The 16,871-nt window shown below is 61.1% G+C and carries 14 protein-coding genes; 6 read left to right on the forward strand and 8 right to left on the reverse strand.

The window, feature by feature from the left end; translation table 11 throughout:
• Positions 1–543 precede the first annotated feature (543 nt).
• Entirely contained in the window at positions 544–702 is a 159-nt protein-coding gene (locus BN1123_RS21710; RefSeq protein ID WP_197064520.1) for a hypothetical protein, read from the reverse strand.
• Positions 703–959: 257 nt separating this feature from the next.
• Here BN1123_RS21710 and slyA point away from each other — a divergent pair, with 257 nt between their 5' ends.
• The 4 genes from slyA (at position 960) to BN1123_RS14555 (ending at position 4,103) form a co-directional block, all read left to right on the forward strand.
• Positions 960–1,460, forward strand: a complete 501-nt coding sequence (gene slyA / locus BN1123_RS14540; RefSeq protein WP_156130617.1) for a transcriptional regulator SlyA — start codon at positions 960–962, stop codon at positions 1,458–1,460.
• A 1-nt stretch (position 1,461) separates the two neighbouring features.
• Entirely contained in the window at positions 1,462–2,517 is a 1,056-nt protein-coding gene (locus tag BN1123_RS14545; protein WP_042027834.1) for an HlyD family secretion protein, read from the forward strand.
• Positions 2,518–2,527: 10 nt separating this feature from the next.
• A complete protein-coding gene (locus tag BN1123_RS14550) occupies positions 2,528–3,556 on the forward strand; it encodes a DUF2955 domain-containing protein (RefSeq protein WP_042027836.1) in 1,029 nt (342 codons plus the stop codon).
• Between the two features lie 190 nt (positions 3,557–3,746).
• Positions 3,747–4,103: an MliC family protein gene (locus BN1123_RS14555; protein ID WP_042027838.1), complete on the forward strand. Its 357-nt coding sequence runs from the start codon at positions 3,747–3,749 to the stop codon at positions 4,101–4,103.
• A gap of 44 nt (positions 4,104–4,147) precedes the next feature.
• Here BN1123_RS14555 and BN1123_RS14560 read toward each other — a convergent pair whose 3' ends face one another.
• The 4 genes from BN1123_RS14560 to nrdD form a co-directional block, all read right to left on the reverse strand.
• The gene (locus tag BN1123_RS14560; RefSeq protein WP_042027839.1) at positions 4,148–4,540 is read right to left on the reverse strand and encodes an energy transducer TonB; all 393 of its coding nucleotides are present in this window, start codon (positions 4,538–4,540) and stop codon (positions 4,148–4,150) included.
• A 167-nt stretch (positions 4,541–4,707) separates the two neighbouring features.
• A complete protein-coding gene (locus BN1123_RS21005; protein WP_010673454.1) occupies positions 4,708–4,878 on the reverse strand; it encodes a YqaE/Pmp3 family membrane protein in 171 nt (56 codons plus the stop codon).
• A gap of 64 nt (positions 4,879–4,942) precedes the next feature.
• The gene (gene nrdG, locus BN1123_RS14570; RefSeq protein WP_042027842.1) at positions 4,943–5,452 is read right to left on the reverse strand and encodes an anaerobic ribonucleoside-triphosphate reductase-activating protein; all 510 of its coding nucleotides are present in this window, start codon (positions 5,450–5,452) and stop codon (positions 4,943–4,945) included.
• A gap of 99 nt (positions 5,453–5,551) precedes the next feature.
• A complete protein-coding gene (gene nrdD / locus BN1123_RS14575; RefSeq protein ID WP_042027843.1) occupies positions 5,552–7,669 on the reverse strand; it encodes an anaerobic ribonucleoside-triphosphate reductase in 2,118 nt (705 codons plus the stop codon).
• Positions 7,670–8,115: 446 nt separating this feature from the next.
• On the opposite strand from nrdD, the gene BN1123_RS14580 reads away from it, so the two are divergent.
• Positions 8,116–9,090, forward strand: a complete 975-nt coding sequence (locus BN1123_RS14580; protein ID WP_042027845.1) for an ABC transporter substrate-binding protein — start codon at positions 8,116–8,118, stop codon at positions 9,088–9,090.
• Positions 9,091–9,153: 63 nt separating this feature from the next.
• Here BN1123_RS14580 and ligA read toward each other — a convergent pair whose 3' ends face one another.
• From ligA to BN1123_RS14595, 3 genes are all read right to left on the reverse strand, one after another.
• The gene (gene ligA / locus BN1123_RS14585; RefSeq protein WP_042027847.1) at positions 9,154–11,160 is read right to left on the reverse strand and encodes an NAD-dependent DNA ligase LigA; all 2,007 of its coding nucleotides are present in this window, start codon (positions 11,158–11,160) and stop codon (positions 9,154–9,156) included.
• Between the two features lie 99 nt (positions 11,161–11,259).
• Positions 11,260–12,375, reverse strand: coding sequence for a cell division protein ZipA (gene zipA / locus BN1123_RS14590; RefSeq protein WP_042027850.1), 1,116 nt, complete (start codon positions 12,373–12,375; stop codon positions 11,260–11,262).
• A gap of 15 nt (positions 12,376–12,390) precedes the next feature.
• Positions 12,391–15,765 (reverse strand): AAA family ATPase, encoded by a 3,375-nt coding sequence (locus BN1123_RS14595; protein WP_042027851.1) that lies wholly within the window; start codon positions 15,763–15,765, stop codon positions 12,391–12,393.
• Positions 15,766–15,980: 215 nt separating this feature from the next.
• Here BN1123_RS14595 and cysZ point away from each other — a divergent pair, with 215 nt between their 5' ends.
• The gene (gene cysZ / locus BN1123_RS14600) at positions 15,981–16,745 is read left to right on the forward strand and encodes a sulfate transporter CysZ (protein WP_042027852.1); all 765 of its coding nucleotides are present in this window, start codon (positions 15,981–15,983) and stop codon (positions 16,743–16,745) included.
• Positions 16,746–16,871 lie beyond the last annotated feature (126 nt).

Consider the following 16,871-nt stretch of genomic DNA (forward strand, 5'->3'; position numbering starts at 1 on the left):
GCGTGCGGCTCTATGATGGCAGTATCCCTCGTACGGAGCAGGTATATCACCGGGCGGATATTATTGGCGACCCCGTGCGGGGTCGCCATTTATTGTGATACTGCGTGTGTTTCATCCTGCACTCTATTGCGTGTCATCCCTGTCGTCATTTAACCAAGCGACAAAATCATATAAAAACATTAAAAACTTAAACACCACGGCTCCCATCCCGACATGCTTTACCGACACCGGGGCATGGCAACCAGGCAGCCAGCCTTTCACATTATTCCTCCATGCAGCATTCACCTGTGAGAAACCGGAGCAACTGCCAGTGCCAATCAGGACGCCAGGCCCAACAATAATAAAGAGGAGTATGGCGACCCCAGATTCTTCTCGTCAGCAACAGACAGTCATCCAGGCCGTATCGCCATACAGGGAGCCAGCGCTCCCGTCGGCAGAGCGCGGGAAAGGTGATGGGAAAATGAGTGCGTGAGAGAGAGCCAGAACAAACCGGCCAATACCTGCATACCGGTTTATTCATTCGAGCAGATATAGATGCTCCAGTTATTCCGCCAGCAACACAGGAATATTGGCAGGGTCAAATTCATGACATATTTCGCTACTCTCCCAACCCGCTCCCGCATGAAATCCAGATGCATTTTCTGCATCGCTTAACAGGCGATCCAGTACCAGATATCCCCCATCCACCTCATATTTCTCCATCGCAAAATGCCTCCCTGATCCAGACCTGAATAATATTAGCGAATAAAAAACAAGCTGCACGATAGACATGAAAATACGCTGAAAATAATGAGTCACTATTTTCCTCTGTCCGTATCATCGCAAAAAAAAGACTCTATCGACACCACTTCAAGGCTCACCTGCCACCCTGCGCCAAAAGATGATCCACATCACACTATTTACTTAGCCTGCTAAATAAATATAATGCTTAGCAAGCTAAGTAAACTGAGGTGACCGACGTGAAGGATTTGGAAAGGTTGCGCGAGCTCTCCCTCGCCGAACAGATAGCCCGTATGCACCGACTCTGGCGCACCGCCGCCGATCTGGAGCTCGCGCCCCTGGGCCTCACCCATCCTCGCTGGACCGCCTTGTGGAAACTCTCCCGCATGGGGGGAGAAGTGAGCCAGAAGACCCTGGCCGACGCCCTCGAGATCGAGCTGCCCTCCCTGATGCGCACCCTGGGCCAGCTGGAGGAACAGGGGCTGATCGAACGCCACTGCTGCAGCCAGGACAAACGGGCTCGCATCGTCTGCGTCACCGTCGAGGGCCAGGCCCTGCTCGACCAGATTGCCGGTCGCATCATGCGCGTTCGCCAGGAGCTGCTGGTCGGCATAGATGAACAGAGCCTGCGCCAGTTTGAAGCCATAGTGCAGCGCATCTCGGCCAATGCCCTCGGCAGGATCGAGTGGCACCACGAGCAACTGGCCGACCACCAGAAACACCCTAAAGCAGGAGAGTAAAATGACCCCGGATCAACAATTTGCTCGCTGGATCAGATGGTCCATGGCCGGCTTCGTCATCCTCTTTGCCTACTTTCTGGTAGCCGATCTGCTGATGCCCCTCACCCCCCAGGCCATGGCGACCCGGGTCGTCACCAAGCTGGCCCCCCAGGTCAGCGGCAAGGTGGTGGAAGTGGCCGTCCACAACAACCAGCATGTCAAGAAAGGGGATCTGCTCTTTACCCTGGATCCCGTGCCCTTTGAACTCGCGGTGGAACAGGCCCGGCTCGCCCTGGATCAGGCCGAGCAACAAAACAGCGAGCTGGATGCCGCCCTGGCCGCCGCCGATGCGGATATCAATGCCAAGGAGGCCCTCGCCAGCCAGAAGGGACGGGAAGCTGCGCGGATTGGTTCCCTCTACCAGCGCCACATGGTGTCACTGCAACAAAAAGACGAAGCGGACAGCGCCCTGCGCAACGCCCGGGCCAACCTGGCGGCCAGCAAGGCGAAACGGGACGAGATCAGGGCCAGCCGCGGTGCCAGCGGTGAGGACAACCTGCTGCTGCGCCAGGCGCGCAACAAGCTGGCCCAGGCCGAACTGGCGCTGGCCTACAGCCGGGTTCATGCCGATCAGGATGGCATCATCACCAACCTGCAACTCAAACCGGGCAGCATGGCGACGGCGGGTGGTCCGCTGCTGGCGCTGGTGGCGGATCAGGTGGACGTGATCGCCGATTTTCGCGAGAAGAGCCTGCGCCATGTGGGAGATGAGACCCGGGCACTGGTCGCCTTCGACGGCAATCCAGGCGAACTCTACCCGGCCCGGGTCAGCAGCCTGGACGCCGGGGTGAGCGCCGGCCAGTTCGATGCCAATGGCACCCTGGCGGCTCCGGTGGAGTCGGATCGCTGGGTGCGGGATGCCCAACGCCTGCGCCTGCACCTGACCCTGGAGCAACTGCCCAGCCATCTGCCGGCCGGCGCCCGCGCCACCGTGCAGTTGCTGCCGGACAACGGCCTGACCGCCATGCTGGCTCGCGCCCAGATCCATCTGCTCAGCCTGCTGCACTACATCTATTAAGGTAGCGACCATGACTCTGTGGCACAGGCCCCTGACCGGCAACGAGTTGCGCCAATGCCTGCGCATCGCCTTTGGCAGCACCACGGGGTTCTTGCTCTGCAAGATCTTCGGCTGGAACTATGGCGTCTTCTACACGGTGACGCCCGTCCTGCTGCTGGGCATGGTGCCGGTGATGAATGGTCATGCGGCACGCCAGCTGATCGCCTCCGCCATCGTCTGCGGGGTGGAGGTGGGCCTGCTTGGGGGACTGTTTGGCAGCCACCCGGCGCTGATGACCCTCCTGGTCTTCTTGCTGTTTCTCTATCGCTTTGCCGCCATGTCCCGGGGTAGCCTGTTCCTGTTCGGTGCCAATGGCGTGCTGAGTCTGAGCATCATGCTGCACTTTGCCAGCTATCCCCAGACCGATCTTAACGACCTGATCCTCAACAACCTGTGGGCCAGCGTGCTGTCGGTGCTGATCGCCTACCTGATGACGGCCCTGCTCCCGGATGTGGAGCCACGCCCGACGCCGGCGGCTGCCCCCAAGGCTCCGTACCGAATGCGCCACGAGGCGCTGCTGGGAGCCAGCATCGCCACCCTCTCCTTCCTGGTGTTCCAGGCCTTCGATCTGCGCGACTCCATGTCGGCCCAGGCCACCACCCTGCTGCTGTTGTTTCCCATGCACTGGAATGGCGCCCTGAGTTATGCCCGCAAGCGGGCCATGGGCACCCTGCTCGGGGTGAGCTTTGGCCTCATCGGCCAGCTGCTGCTCTATGACTGGTCCGGGCAGCTGATCCTGGTCGCGCCCCTGCTCTGGTTCGGCGCCATGCTGTTCAGCCATGCCCATGTGAAGGAGGCAAGCGGTTCCGGCGTCGGTTTCGGCGCCCTCACCACCCTGGGGATCCTGTTTGGCCAGTACCTGACCCCGGGCAACGATCTGGTGTTCAGCGCTCTCTACCGGGTGAGCAGCATACTGTTTGCCATCGTCGCCACCCTGCTCGCCTGCTACCTCATCCATCGCCTGCTCAACCGTTTTGAGGCGACCCGCTTCGGCTACTGACTTTTCATGGTGCTTCAAGGATGATCCGCTTTTCGCCCCGCCGCCTGCCGGGGCGTTTTTTTATGGCCAAGCCCTATGGCGTGGCGGCAGAAGCACTATGGACAGCCGTCGACGCATCCCAAAAACGGACAATTGCAGATCCTGCCCAACCTGTTAGGCTCACGGCGTTAGATAGCAAGGAGTCCATATCATGCGCCACATTTCCCTTTTCACCACCTCGGCTTTGGCGTTTGCCCTGCTCACCGGCTGTGCCCAGAATGGCACCCTGGTCGCCACCGGTGGCGAACCAGTCAACTACCTGTGCGAGCAGGGGCAAAAAGTACAGGTACGCTATTTCACCCTCTCCGATCAGAGCCTCGACTTTATCAAGCTGGCACTACCGGATGGCAAGGATTACACCCTGCCCCAAGCCGTCTCCGCGTCGGGGGCCCGCTATAGCGACGAGTTCCAGGCTGTCTGGTGGAACAAGGGGGAAGAAGGTTTTGTCGAGCTTAGGGATCCGCAAGGGGAGTGGCAGATCGCCTATCGGGAGTGCAAACAGCAATAAGAGAGACCCCGGCACGGCCGGGGTCTGATGTCATCGCGCTCGGGTCAATTGACCTCGATGTTGAAACGGTTGGTCACCTGCACCGGAATGGCGTCCGGATTGTCCTCTGCCGGGCTGTAGCGGATCCGCGAGAGAGTCGCCAGGGCGCTCTGCTCCAGCTCGCCGGGCGGCTCGGCCGCCACCACCTCGGGTTTGGTCGGCCTGCCATCCTTATCAATCACATAACGCACGTCCACATAGCCCTTGACCGGTTTGGTGGGCAGCGCTTCTTCATCGCTGGCAAACCATGAACGCTGGTTCTGTTGTATCCAGTACTGCGGCAGTTGTGCCAGCGTCACAGCGACAGGCTCACGGTCGACCACCGCCACCTCGCGGGACAGGCACCCTTGCAGCAGTGCCAGCATCACCCCTGACCAGATTGCCATCTTCCACTTCATACCACGCTCCTTGTTCTCTCTGCCGGGCCTGCAAGCCATCGGGCTTCTCCATTTGGTCAGTGATGAATCCTAACGAAAAAGCTGTCGGCTGAACATGTACAAAAGGGCCAACCCGTGAGGTTGGCCCTTCTTTTTCAGCAATTGAGCGGGATGACGAGGGAAGATCGTCAGGCGCGCTTGTCGCTCACCACCAGCCAGAGCGCGTGAACCATGCCGGGCAAGCCGCCGAGCAGGGTCAGCACTATGTTGATTAAGAAATGCAGGCTGAAACCGACCTGGATAAAGGCGCACACAGGGGGCAGGAAAATGGCCAGCAGGATCTTGAGCAGATTGTTCATCTCGCAATGCCTCATCAAAGATTGTCACGATACTTGGGTGGCCTAACCATAAACAGCATTGGCCTCAACTGCAAACCAGACAGGGAATGCGCTCACCCCCTTCCCGCCAGGCGTTGAGATCGTGGATCTGCTGATTGCTGCTGCCGCGCCAGAGCAGACCGGGATCCGCCAGCCCCTTCTCGAACTTGCCATCCACCAGCACGTCCAGTAAGCAAACCAGCTCGCGCTGGGCATCGGAGAGCTCGCCAAGCAGATAGCCGGTCCAGCACCAGATGTCCTTGCCGGGGCACTCGGCACGCACCCGCTTCACCAGCGCCAGCACGTAGGGCACGTTGGCCGGATGGAGCGGATCGCCGCCGGAGAGCGACAGACCCCGCCGCTTGATGCGGGTGTCGTTGAGATCCCGAATGATGCGATCGCTCATGGCCTGATCGAACGGGTGGCCACCGTCGAGCCGCCAGGTGCTCTGGTTGTAGCAGCCGGGGCACTGGTGTTCACAACCCGAGACAAACAGGGTGGCTCGGGTGCCGGGGCCGTTGATCACGTCGACCGGGTAGTACTGGTGGTAGTGCATCGCTTCTCTCCTGCCTCGCTCAGGCAACGACAGAAACCTGTCGCCGCCCAATGAAAATGGCCCCTTGAGTCAGGGGCCAGCTCTTCATCACGATTGCGCTTACATATGCTTGACGCGGCGCTTGACCTCTTCCTGCTTGCCCGCGTTGAAGGGGCGCGCATCCGGGCTGCCGAGGTAGCCGCAGACACGGCGGGTCACCGACACCTTGGCCGGGTCGTGGTTGCCGCAGCGCGGGCAGGTGAAGCCCTTGGAGGTGCACTCGAACTCGCCAGTGAAGCCGCACTCGTAGCACTCGTCGATGGGAGTGTTGGTGCCGTAGTAGGGCACCTTGTCATAGCTGTAGTCCCAGACGTTCTCGAGCGCTTCCAGGTTGTGCTGGATATTGGGGTACTCGCCGTAGCAGATGAAACCGCCGCTGGCGATGGGCGGATAGGGCGCCTCGAAGTCCAGCTTGTCATAGGGGTTCACCTGCTTCTCCACGTCGAGGTGGAAGCTGTTGGTGTAGTAACCCTTGTCGGTCACCCCCGGCACCACGCCAAACTCCTTGGCATCAATGCGGCAGAAGCGGGAGCAGAGGTTCTCGCTCGGGGTGGAGTAGAGGCTGAAACCGTATCCGGTCTCCTCCTTCCACTCGTCGGTGGCCGCCTTGAGGCGCTCGACGATGGCGATGGCCTTCTGTTGCAGCTCACCATTGTCGAACAGGTGCACCTTGTCGCCAAACAGGGCGTTGATGGTCTCGTGGATCCCGATATAGCCGAGCGAGATGGAGGCGCGACCATTTTTGAAGATCTCGCTGACGTTGTCGTCCGCTTTCAGACGCACGCCACAAGCCCCTTCCATATAGAGGATGGGAGCAACCCGCGCCTTGACGCCATCCAGACGCTTGATGCGGTACATGAGCGCCTTCTTGGCGACCCGCAGGGCGGCATCCAGCTTGTCCCAGAAGTCCGCCTCATCGCGGGATTTGAGGGCGATGCGCGGCAGGTTGAGGCTCACTACCCCCAGGTTGTTGCGCCCCTCATGAATGAGCTCGCCATTCTCCTCGTAGGCACCGAGGAAGGAACGGCAGCCCATGGGAGTCTTGAAGGAGCCGGTCACCTTGACCACCTGGTCGTAATTGAGGATATCCGGGTACATGCGCTTGGAGGCGCACTCCAGGGCCAACTGCTTGATGTCGTAGTTGGGATCGCCCTGCTTGTGGTTGAGACCATCCTTGATGGCAAACACCAGTTTCGGGAAGACGGCGGTCTTCTTGTTCTTGCCAAGGCCGGCGATGCGGTTTTGCAGGATGGCGCGCTGGATCATCCGCGACTCCCAGCTCTCGCCCAGGCCAAAGCCGAAGGTGACGAACGGGGTCTGGCCATTGGCGGTATGCAGGGTGTTAACCTCGTATTCGAGGGACTGGAAGGCGTCGTAGCACTCCTTCTCGGTGCGGGCCATGGCGTAGCCCTCGGCGTCCGCAATGCCCCACTCCTCGGCCACCTGGCGATTCTTCTCCCAGCTGATGGTCACATAGGGCGCCAGCACTTCATCGATGCGGTTGATGGTAGTGCCACCATAGATGTGGCTCGCTACCTGGGCGATGATCTGGGCGGTCACCGCGGTGGCAGTGCTGATGGATTTGGGGGTATCGATCTCGGCGTTGCCCATCTTGAAGCCGTGGGTCAGCATCCCCTTCAGGTCGATCAACATGCAGTTGAACATGGGGAAGAAGGGAGAGTAGTCGAGATCGTGGAAGTGCAGATCGCCGCTCTCGTGCGCCTGGACCACATCACGGGGCAGCATGTGGCTGGTGGCGTAGTGCTTGGCGACGATGCCCGCCAGCAGGTCGCGCTGGGTCGGGATCACCTTGGAATCCTTGTTGGCGTTCTCGTTGAGCAGGGCCGCGTTGGTCTGCTCCACCAGGCCGCGGATCTCCTGGGCCAGGCGGCCACGGGCCTCGCGGGCCAGATCCCGATCGTGACGATATTCGATGTAGGCGCGGGCGATGGCCTTGTCGTCGGAAGCCATCAGATGGTTTTCGACCCGGTTCTGGATCTCGTGGATATCAACTTCACCACGCCCCTCCAGTTCCTGGCTGACCGCATTGGCAATGCGCTCCGCCAGGGCAGGATTGGCCTGATTGACCGCTTCCGCCGCTCGACTGACCGCTTCGCCGATCAGTTGGGCATTGAATGGTGCGCGACATCCGTCACGTTTGATCACAACCGGTTTCATGGATTTTCCCCGTTAAAAGGCCAGGCTCTGTGCCGATGGCTCACCCTTGTTGAGCTCCCCTCCCCGCATCTCGTCCTGGACGCAAATAAATTCAGCCGAGGCTTGACAAGCCAGGGCTGAAGATAGAAAGGGAACAGCTTATACACAGCTTAATAACACAACATATAGGGATTAAAATCGAATGCAGACCTATATGTGGGGTCTATTAGGCCCGAAAGCCGACCATCATTTATTGATCCAGAACAGGTTTTGCCATTGGCGGGACAGATCACAACCAGCCAAAAAGAGCGCCAAACAGACCTCTTCTCAATGGGGGTGCGGGCTGGCGTCCGATCCGGCCTCATCAGAAAATTTGATGCCTGCGCCAGCATGCGACACATGACAAGCCGCCCCCTGCCCCCGCATACTGGCAAGACACACACCACATACAAAAAACGGGAAACTGCATGCTCAAATCCCTGATGCTGGTTCTGCTTTGCACCCTGCCGCTTCCCCTGTGGGCGGCCCATATTCTGGTGATCAGCAGTTATCACGCCGGCTATTCATGGGATCAGAGCTACAACGAGGGGCTACGTGAAGGCCTCAAGGGTGATCACACCTTCAGCCACTTCTACATGGATACCAAACGCCACCCCGCCAGTAATTACGACGAGGTAGCCGACAGGGCCCTCGTCTACTACCACAGGGTCAAACCGGATCTGGTGGTATTGGGAGACGACATCGCCATTCAGTATCTGGCCAACGATATCGCGTCCTTCGGCACCCCTGTAGTCTTTCTCGGGATGAACGAAAACCCCCGCAACAACGGACTGGTCGGTCACGTCAAGATCACCGGGGTACTGGAGCGCCCCCTGCTCAAGCGCAGCATCAGCGAGATGAGCCAGCTGATGGGCGGCCTTGGCAAAGCCCTGGTGCTGTTTGATGCCAGTCATGTGGCACGCACCGCCATCGAGTACGAATTCAAGCAGCAGACCAGCCTGCGCATCGGCCGTACCCTGATCGACAGTCAGCAGATAGGGGACTACGCCAGTTGGCAGAAGGCAATTCTCGATGCCAGGAAAAATGGTTACCAGGCCATCTTCATCGGCCTCTACCACACCCTGGCGGACCCCAACGGCCAGCATGTCAACGAGCAGACTGCGCTGGCCTGGGCCAGTGCTCACAGCCCGGTTCCCCTGTTCAGTTTCTGGGAATTTTCGGTAGGCAAGGGCAAGAGCATCGGCGGTCTGGTGCTGGATGGCCACGAACAGGGGATCAAGGCCGCCGAACTGATCAACACCATACTGGCCGGTACCTTCCCCCGACGCTTATCCCCCCGGGCTGCGCTGCGCGGAGAGTATGTCTTCAGCAAGTACGAACTGGCCCGCTGGGGCCTGACCCTGCCAGAAAGATGGCAAAACAAGGTCCAATGGCGTGACTAATCCCCCAAAATGAAAACCCGGCCTGATGGCCGGATTTTCATGATGAAACGACGTACCCAATGGTCAGCCCTGCAGCGCCGCCTGCAGCTCCTCTTCAGTCCAGATGGTGATGCCGAGCTCCTGGGCCTTGGCCAGTTTGGAGCCCGCCGCTTCACCGGCGACCAGCACGTCCGTCTTGGCCGATACCGACCCCGCCACTTTGGCGCCAAGCGCTTGCAGCGCCGCCTTGGCATCATTGCGCGACAGGGTAGTGAGGGTACCGGTCAGCACGAAGGTCTTGCCGGCAAAGGGTTGCTCCGCAGCCTCCTTCTTCTCGATGGCGGGCCAGTGAATGCCGGCCGCCAGCAGGGCCTCCAGCACTTCCACGTTGTGGGGCTGGCGCAGGAAGTAGTAGACATGCTTGGCCACCACGTCCCCCACATCCGCCACCTCGAGCAGTTGCTCGACGGAAGCCGCGCGCAATGCATTCAGAGTCAGAAAGTGGTTGGCCAGGTTCAGCGCGGTCGCCTCCCCCACTTCGCGAATACCGAGGGAAAACAGGAAGCGCGGTAGCGTGGTGCTGCGCGCTTTGTCGATGGCGGCCACCAGATTGAGGGCAGACTTTTGCCCCATCCGCTCGAGCCCAGCCAGCTGGATGGCGTTGAGAGCAAACAGATCGGCCGGAGTCTTCACCAACCCCTTGTCCACCAGTTGCTCGACAATCTTGTCGCCAAGGCCGTCTACGTCCATGGCGCGGCGGGCTGCAAAGTGCTTGATCGCCTCCTTGCGCTGAGCCTCGCAGAACAGGCCGCCGGAGCAGCGGGCCACCGCCTCCCCTTCCAGCCGCTCCACCGCGGAGCCGCACACCGGGCACTGGGTCGGGAACAGGATCGCGCGGGCATCCGCCGGGCGCTGCGCCTCCACCACGGCGACAATCTGCGGGATCACATCCCCCGCCCGGCGCACGATCACGGTATCGCCGACCATGACGCCGAGCCGCTCGATCTCGTCGGCATTGTGCAGGGTGGCGTTGGAGACGGTGACACCGCCGACAAAAACCGGTTTGAGCTTGGCCACCGGGGTCACGGCGCCGGTACGACCGACCTGGAATTCGACGTTCTCGAGCAGCGTCATCTCCTCCTGGGCAGGGAATTTGTGGGCGGTGGCCCAGCGCGGGGCACGGGCCACAAAGCCCAGCTCCTGCTGCAGGGCGATGTTATCGACCTTGTAGACCACGCCATCAATCTCGTAAGGGAGCTCGCCACGGCGGGCCAGGATGTCGTCGTGGAAGGCCTGACAACCGGCCGCCCCTTCTTTGAGTTTCACCTCGGGACTGAGCGGCAACCCCCAGGCTTTCAGCTGATTTAGGCGGCCGAAGTGGGAATCCCCCAGCTCGTCGCCACCGACCCCGACACCGTAGGCATAAAAGGCCAGCGGACGGGCGGCGGTGATACGCGAATCGAGCTGGCGCAGGCTGCCGGCGGCGGCGTTGCGCGGGTTGACGAACACCTTCTCGCCCGCCGCCAGCGCTTTGGCATTCATCGCCTCGAAACCGGCCTTGGGCATAAAGACTTCGCCGCGTACCTCCAGCCTTGCCGGCCAGCCCGTGCCCCGCAGGGTGAGCGGAATGGCCTTGATGGTGCGCACGTTCTCGGTGATCTCCTCACCGGTAGCCCCATCGCCGCGAGTGGCAGCCTGCACCAGCTGGCCATCCACATAGAGCAGGCTCACCGCCAGACCGTCCAGCTTGGGCTCGCAGCAGAAGGTGAAGCGAACCTCGCGCTTGAGGCGATCGCTCATGCGCTGCTCGAACGCTTGCAGCTCCTCGTCGCTGAATACGTTGTCCAGGCTCAGCATGGGGATCTCGTGGCGAACCTGCTTGAACGCGGACAGCGGTTGACCCCCTACCCGCACGCTCGGGGATGCCGGAGTTTTCAGTTCGGGGTGGGCCGCTTCCAGCTCAAGCAGCTCGCGCATCAGGCGATCGTATTCGGCGTCCGGCACTGTGGGGTTGTCCAGCACATAGTACTGATGCCCATATTCGGTCAGCAGCTCACACAGTTGACGGTGGCGGGAGAGGATATCGCTCATGAAAAAGTCTCGAAGTGTGATGGGTAAAACCTGCCAGGGGACAAATAAAAATGCGGCACCCAGGTACCGCACTTTTTATTGCTCAGAGCCCGTGGCGTCTTAGTCGCGACTGGCCTCGTAGGCCGCCAGCTCCTGGCGGTAACGGGCGATGGTCTCGTCGCTCAAGGGGCTGCGCTCCATGTCGGTCAGCATGGCATCCAGATCGCTTGCCAGCTGATCGGCGGCCTGCAGCATGTCTTCGAAGGCGAAGGCAGCGTTGCTGCGCAGGGGCAGCTGCATGAAGAGCGACACACCCGGAGTGGAGAACTGCTCCATCCGGTACGGATTGAAGGTGCCCGGCTTGACCATGTTGATCATGGAGAAGAGCACCTCGCCCTTGCCGTTGGGATCTTCGTGGCGGTGGAAGATGTCCATCTCGCCAAACTTGAAGCCTAGCGCCATCAGGGAGGAGAGCAGGGTTGCCCCTTGCAGATCGTGACCCGGACGACCCATCAGGTTGATGACATAAACATCCTGCCAGATTTTCTCAACCGGCTGCGGGGCGAGACGCGGCTCTTCGGCCACGGGCGCTTCATAGGCCGGCTCCTCATGCACGGGCTCGGGGGCCACATGACGGGGCTGGGCCTGGTATTCGGGGGCATGAGCCGGTTCGCGGGCACCGAAGGTCGGTGCGGTGGCGTAAGCGGGCTCGACCAGCGGTTCATCGTCGGCCACCGGCATCACGGGTTCACGCTGGGGACGGGAACGGTAAACCGGAGTACGGCGATTGACCTGGGCAGGCTTGCGCACGGGGGCGGCAGGCACCTCTTCCAGCGGCTCGGGCAGCGGCTCGTCGAAGGCATCCTCTTCCTCGTAAACCGGAGGGGGCGGAACCGGACGGGCGGCAGGCTTGCGCACGACGGGGGGCGGCAGATCGTCTTCTTCATCTTCATCGAAGGCGGGGGCGGCAGGACGACGGCTCAACTCGGGCTGACGCTCTTCGCGGTGGAGCTTGGGCTCGGCACGACGGCCACCACTGACTACACGAACCTGACCTATGCCATCACTGTCGAAGGCATCGTCATCACGATCCCGCGATTTGGAGTCCATCCGGCCAAGCGGTTTTTCCTTGATCGGTGCCTGACGATTCTTTCTGTTGCTCCACAACCCGTGAATGAGCAATGCCGCGATGGCAATACCGCCCAGGGCAACCAAGATGTAACGCAATTCCTGCATTAGCTGCTTCTCTTTCTAGTTTTGCTCAGCCAAAGCGACGGCTTCACCGATATCGACCGACACAATGCGCGAAACTCCGGGCTCTTGCATCGTGACGCCAACCAGCTGCTCAGCCATCTCCATGGAGACCTTATTATGACTGATGTAAACGAACTGTACTGTGCTCGACATCTCTTTGACAAGAGAACAGAAGCGACCGACGTTCACTTCATCGAGCGGTGCATCCACCTCATCCAGCAGACAAAAAGGTGCTGGATTGAGTCTGAAGATGGCAAAAACCAGCGCAAGGGCGGTTAGCGCCTTCTCCCCCCCGGAAAGCAGGGCAATGGTAGCATTCTTCTTACCCGGAGGTCTCGCCATGATGCTCACTCCGGCCTCCAAAAGATCATCCGAGGTCAGTTCAAGCCAGGCACTGCCTCCCCCGAACACTTTTGGAAACAGGGATTTTAAATCTTCGTTGACCTTATCGAAAGTGTCCCGGAACCGTATTTGTGTCTCTTTATCAATTCTTTTAATGGCTTGGCTCAAGGTTTCGAGGGCCTGCTCAAGATCCTGACACTGGTTTTCGAGGTAGGTTGCGCGGGTTTTCGCCTCCTCATACTCCTCCAGCGCCGCCAGGTTGATGGCGCCGAGCGCTTCCACTTGCGCCTCCAGGGTCTGGATCTCCTGGCGCAGTTTGCCGCGATCGGCGGCAATCAACACCGCCTGATCGAGATCCACCAGCCGCACGCCCAGCTCCTCGAACTGTTCGTGCAGTCCCTGGCGGCGGGTCAGGTTGCGCTCGCGCTCGAGCCTGAGCTGGGCCAGCTTCTCCTGCAAGGCCACCAGCTGCTTGTGATCGGCACTGCGCGCCTGTTCCAGCTCGGTCAGCTGACGTTCCAGCTCCGCAAGCCTCTGATGACAGGCCAGCTGCTGCACCTCCAGATTGCGCTGCTCGGCGAGCAGGGGAGCGAGATCCGGCACCCCTTCGCTATCCGGCCCTTTCAGGCTGGCCAGCTCCAGCCCGAGCCGCGCCAGCTCCTCCTCCCCCAGAGTGATCAGCTGACGCAGATTCTGCTGCTCCAGTTGCAGACGCTGACAGACCCCCCCTTGCTGCTCGCGCCGCACACGCGCCTCTTCCAGCATTCGTTCGCATTGGCTGACCCGCTCCTGGGCGGCTTGCAGCCCATGGGTCAGCGGCTCGCCCTGCTCCTGCAACTCGGCAAGCTGCGCCTCCTCCTGCGCCAGTTGCAGGCAGGCAAGCTCCAGCCGCTGCACCTCGTCGGCCTGCTCCTGGTCAAGCCGGGCAAGCTCTTCACCCAGCTGGCCGAGCCGCTGCATTCGCTCCTGCCGTTGCCCCTGTTGCAGGCTCCAGGCTTCCCGCAGTTGCTGCCACTTTTGCTCTTGCTCGCGCAGGGTTCGCTGCGACAGCTCCTGCGCGCTCGACAGCCGGGCTCGTCCGGCCTCGGCCGCGGTTAACTGCTCGGCCAGCCGTGCCAGATGCGCCATGGCCGTGCTTTGCTCGGTATGCAACCGCTCACGCTCGCCGAGCAGCGCCAGGGTGCCCAGGGTGCCGCCCTGCCCCAGATCGGCCCAGTTGGAACCAAACCAATCTCCGGCAGGAGTCAGCACCGACTCACCGGCCAACAGCGTTGGCTGGCGGGCCAGGGCTGCGTCCCGCGTATCGGCCAGCCAGATGGCGTTGAGAAAGGCGGGAATATGGTCGCCATCGAGTTGCGCCGCCAGGGTGCCGGGAACCACGGGCTGGGCTGGACCAATCCAGAGCCCCTCTTGTGCCAAATTGCACTCATCGGACGGGGTGGCCGTGAGCCAGCGGCCAAGTACCTTGTCCAGGGCCTGGGCCCACTCGGGGGCTACCTGCAACCGGTCTGCCAGGGTGTCCCCTTCCATCTGCTCCCCGAGGATCTGATCCAGGGTGGTCAGCCTGGCTTCGAGTTCGCGCAGCAAGCCCTGCTGCTGGCCATGCTCCTGCCTGAGCCGCTCATGTTCATCCACCGCCTGTTGCAATTGTGCGGTCAGCTCCCCCAATCCGGCCCGGGTCAGCTCCAGCTCGGCGCCCAGCTCGTCGAGACGGGGTTGCAGCGTCTCATCGTCCCCCTTGATGGGACCGGCACGCTCATCTTCCAGCTTGAGTCGCGCCAGCCGGGTCTTGGCTTGCAACTCCTGCAGGCCTCCGACCCGGGCGCGAGTCTGGTTGATCTGCCCCTGCAGTTGCGCCAGTTGCTGTTGCCACAGCTGTTGTCGCTGACGAGCCTGCTCCAGCTGTTCGCTGGCGATAAGCCGCGCCTCCTGCTGCTCGGTGAGCAACTGCTCACACTGCTCCAGCCTGGCATCCTCCAGCTCGGCTTTGAGTACCCCGTCGGTCAGTTGTTCCTGCTGGCTGGCGAGCTGGGCTTTGCGCTGGGCGATCCGCTCCCCCAGCGTCTGCTGACGGGCCTGCCAGTCGCGACCCAGTTCGTGCTGGTGAAGTTGCTGCTGCTCGAGACGGGCGATGGCCTGGCCGCCGAGAAAGAGCTGCTGCTGGCGGCTCGCCTGCTCGGCCTGGGCCTCCTGGCGAGCCACCGACAGAGTGACGTGGCGCCCCTCGTCGGCAGTGCGCTTGGCATCGAGCGCCGCCAGCGCCTGCTCGGCCTGGGCCAGTTCGCTTTTCGCCTCGCCAAGGCGGGTCTCCAGCGCCCACAGCTCGGAGCCAATCAGCTCGGCACGGGCGGCGCGCGAGCGGCTCTTGAGCTGCTTGTAACGCTCGGCGGTCTCGGCTTGGGACTTCAAGTGCTCAAGGCGGGATCCCAGCTCGCCGCGAATATCGCCGAGGCGTTCAAGGTTTTCCTGGGTGTGGCGGATACGCTGCTCGGTTTCCCGGCGCCGCTCCTTGTAGCGGGAGACCCCGGCCGCCTCTTCCATAAAGAGTTTGAGGTCGGCAGGGCGCGATTCCACCAGCCGGCTGACGGTGCCCTGCTCTATGATGGCGTAACTACGCGGCCCAAGGCCGGTGCCGAGGAAGAGATCGGTGACATCCTTGCGGCGGCACTTCTGGCCGTTGATCTGGTAGTGGTTGGAGCCATCGCGCAGCACCTCGCGGCGTACCGAGATCTCGGTGAAGCGGCCGAACTCGCCGGGCACCCGGTTGTGGGGGTTGTCGAATACCAGCTCCACCGAGGCGCGCCCATGGGGGCTGCGGTTGATGGAGCCGTTGAAGATGACATCCGTCATGTTCTCGCCGCGCAGGTGGCGGGCCGAGCTCTCTCCCAGCACCCAGCGCACCGCGTCGATCACATTGGACTTGCCGCAGCCATTGGGCCCGACCACGGCGGTCATGTCGGCATCAAGCTCGATACGGGTCGGTTCGACAAACGACTTGAAACCGGCGAGTTTGATCAACTTCAGACGCATGGAGGCCTACACAAATAAAAAATAAAGAGGGGGGCGAGCAGCCGACGTTACCAAATCCAAACCGGAGCCTGGTTTGTCACAGGCAGGCGGCTTCCCCGCAACAACATCCGGAGCCCGGCTGAACCGAGTCGGAAAAGGAATGGACTGGCGACTTTACCAAATCAAAGGCTTGTTTGTAATATGCAGGCACTTTCCCATGAACAGATGGAGCTCATATGAGCCAATCACCCCGTATGGTAAAAGATTCAATCAGCGGCGCCGATTACTTCCTGCGCGGCTTTTCTCTCATCCGCCAACCCGGTATCCGCACCTTCGTCCTGATCCCCCTGCTGGTCAACTTCGTGCTGTTTGCCGGCGCCTTCTACGCCCTGCTGCTGCAGCTGGACGGTCTGTTCGCCTGGCTGCACCAGCAGATCCCCGCCTGGCTCGACTGGCTGGACTATCTGCTCTGGCCCATCGCCCTGGTGACCATACTGGTGGTTTTCTCCTTTGTGTTCAGCTCGGTGGCGAACTGGATAGCCGCCCCCTTCAACGGCCTGCTGGCGGAGAAGGTGGAGCAGATCCTCACCGGCGAGACCCCGAACGACAGCGGCATGCTGGATATCGTCAAGGATGTGCCACGTACCTTCGGCCGCGAGTGGATCAAGCTGAAGTACTACCTGCCCAAGGCGATCGGTTGTCTCATCCTGTTCCTCATCCCCGTGGTCGGCCAGACCCTGGCCCCCGTGCTCTGGTTCCTGTTCAGTGCCTGGATGATGGCGATCCAGTACGTCGACTATCCGTTCGACAACCACAAGATCGATTTCATCACCATGCGCGACGCCCTCAAGCAACGCCGCGGCAAATGCCTGAGCTTCGGTGCCCTGGTCACCCTCTTCTCCGCCATCCCGGTGGTGAACCTGTTCGTAATGCCGGTCGCCATCTGTGGCGCGACCGCCATGTGGGTCGATCACTACCGCCAGGATCAGCTTGGCCGCTGATCCCCAAACCTGATGCAATCAAGGCACCCAAGGGTGCCTTTTTCTTTTTCGCTCCATTTCGCATGAATTAAAGTAATGGATGGTTTGCTTTCCTTGTCCCATATGTCGCGACTTGATAGGATGCAG

The organism is Aeromonas enteropelogenes, assembly GCF_000819845.1.
Classification (GTDB): Bacteria; Pseudomonadota; Gammaproteobacteria; order Enterobacterales; family Aeromonadaceae; genus Aeromonas; species Aeromonas enteropelogenes.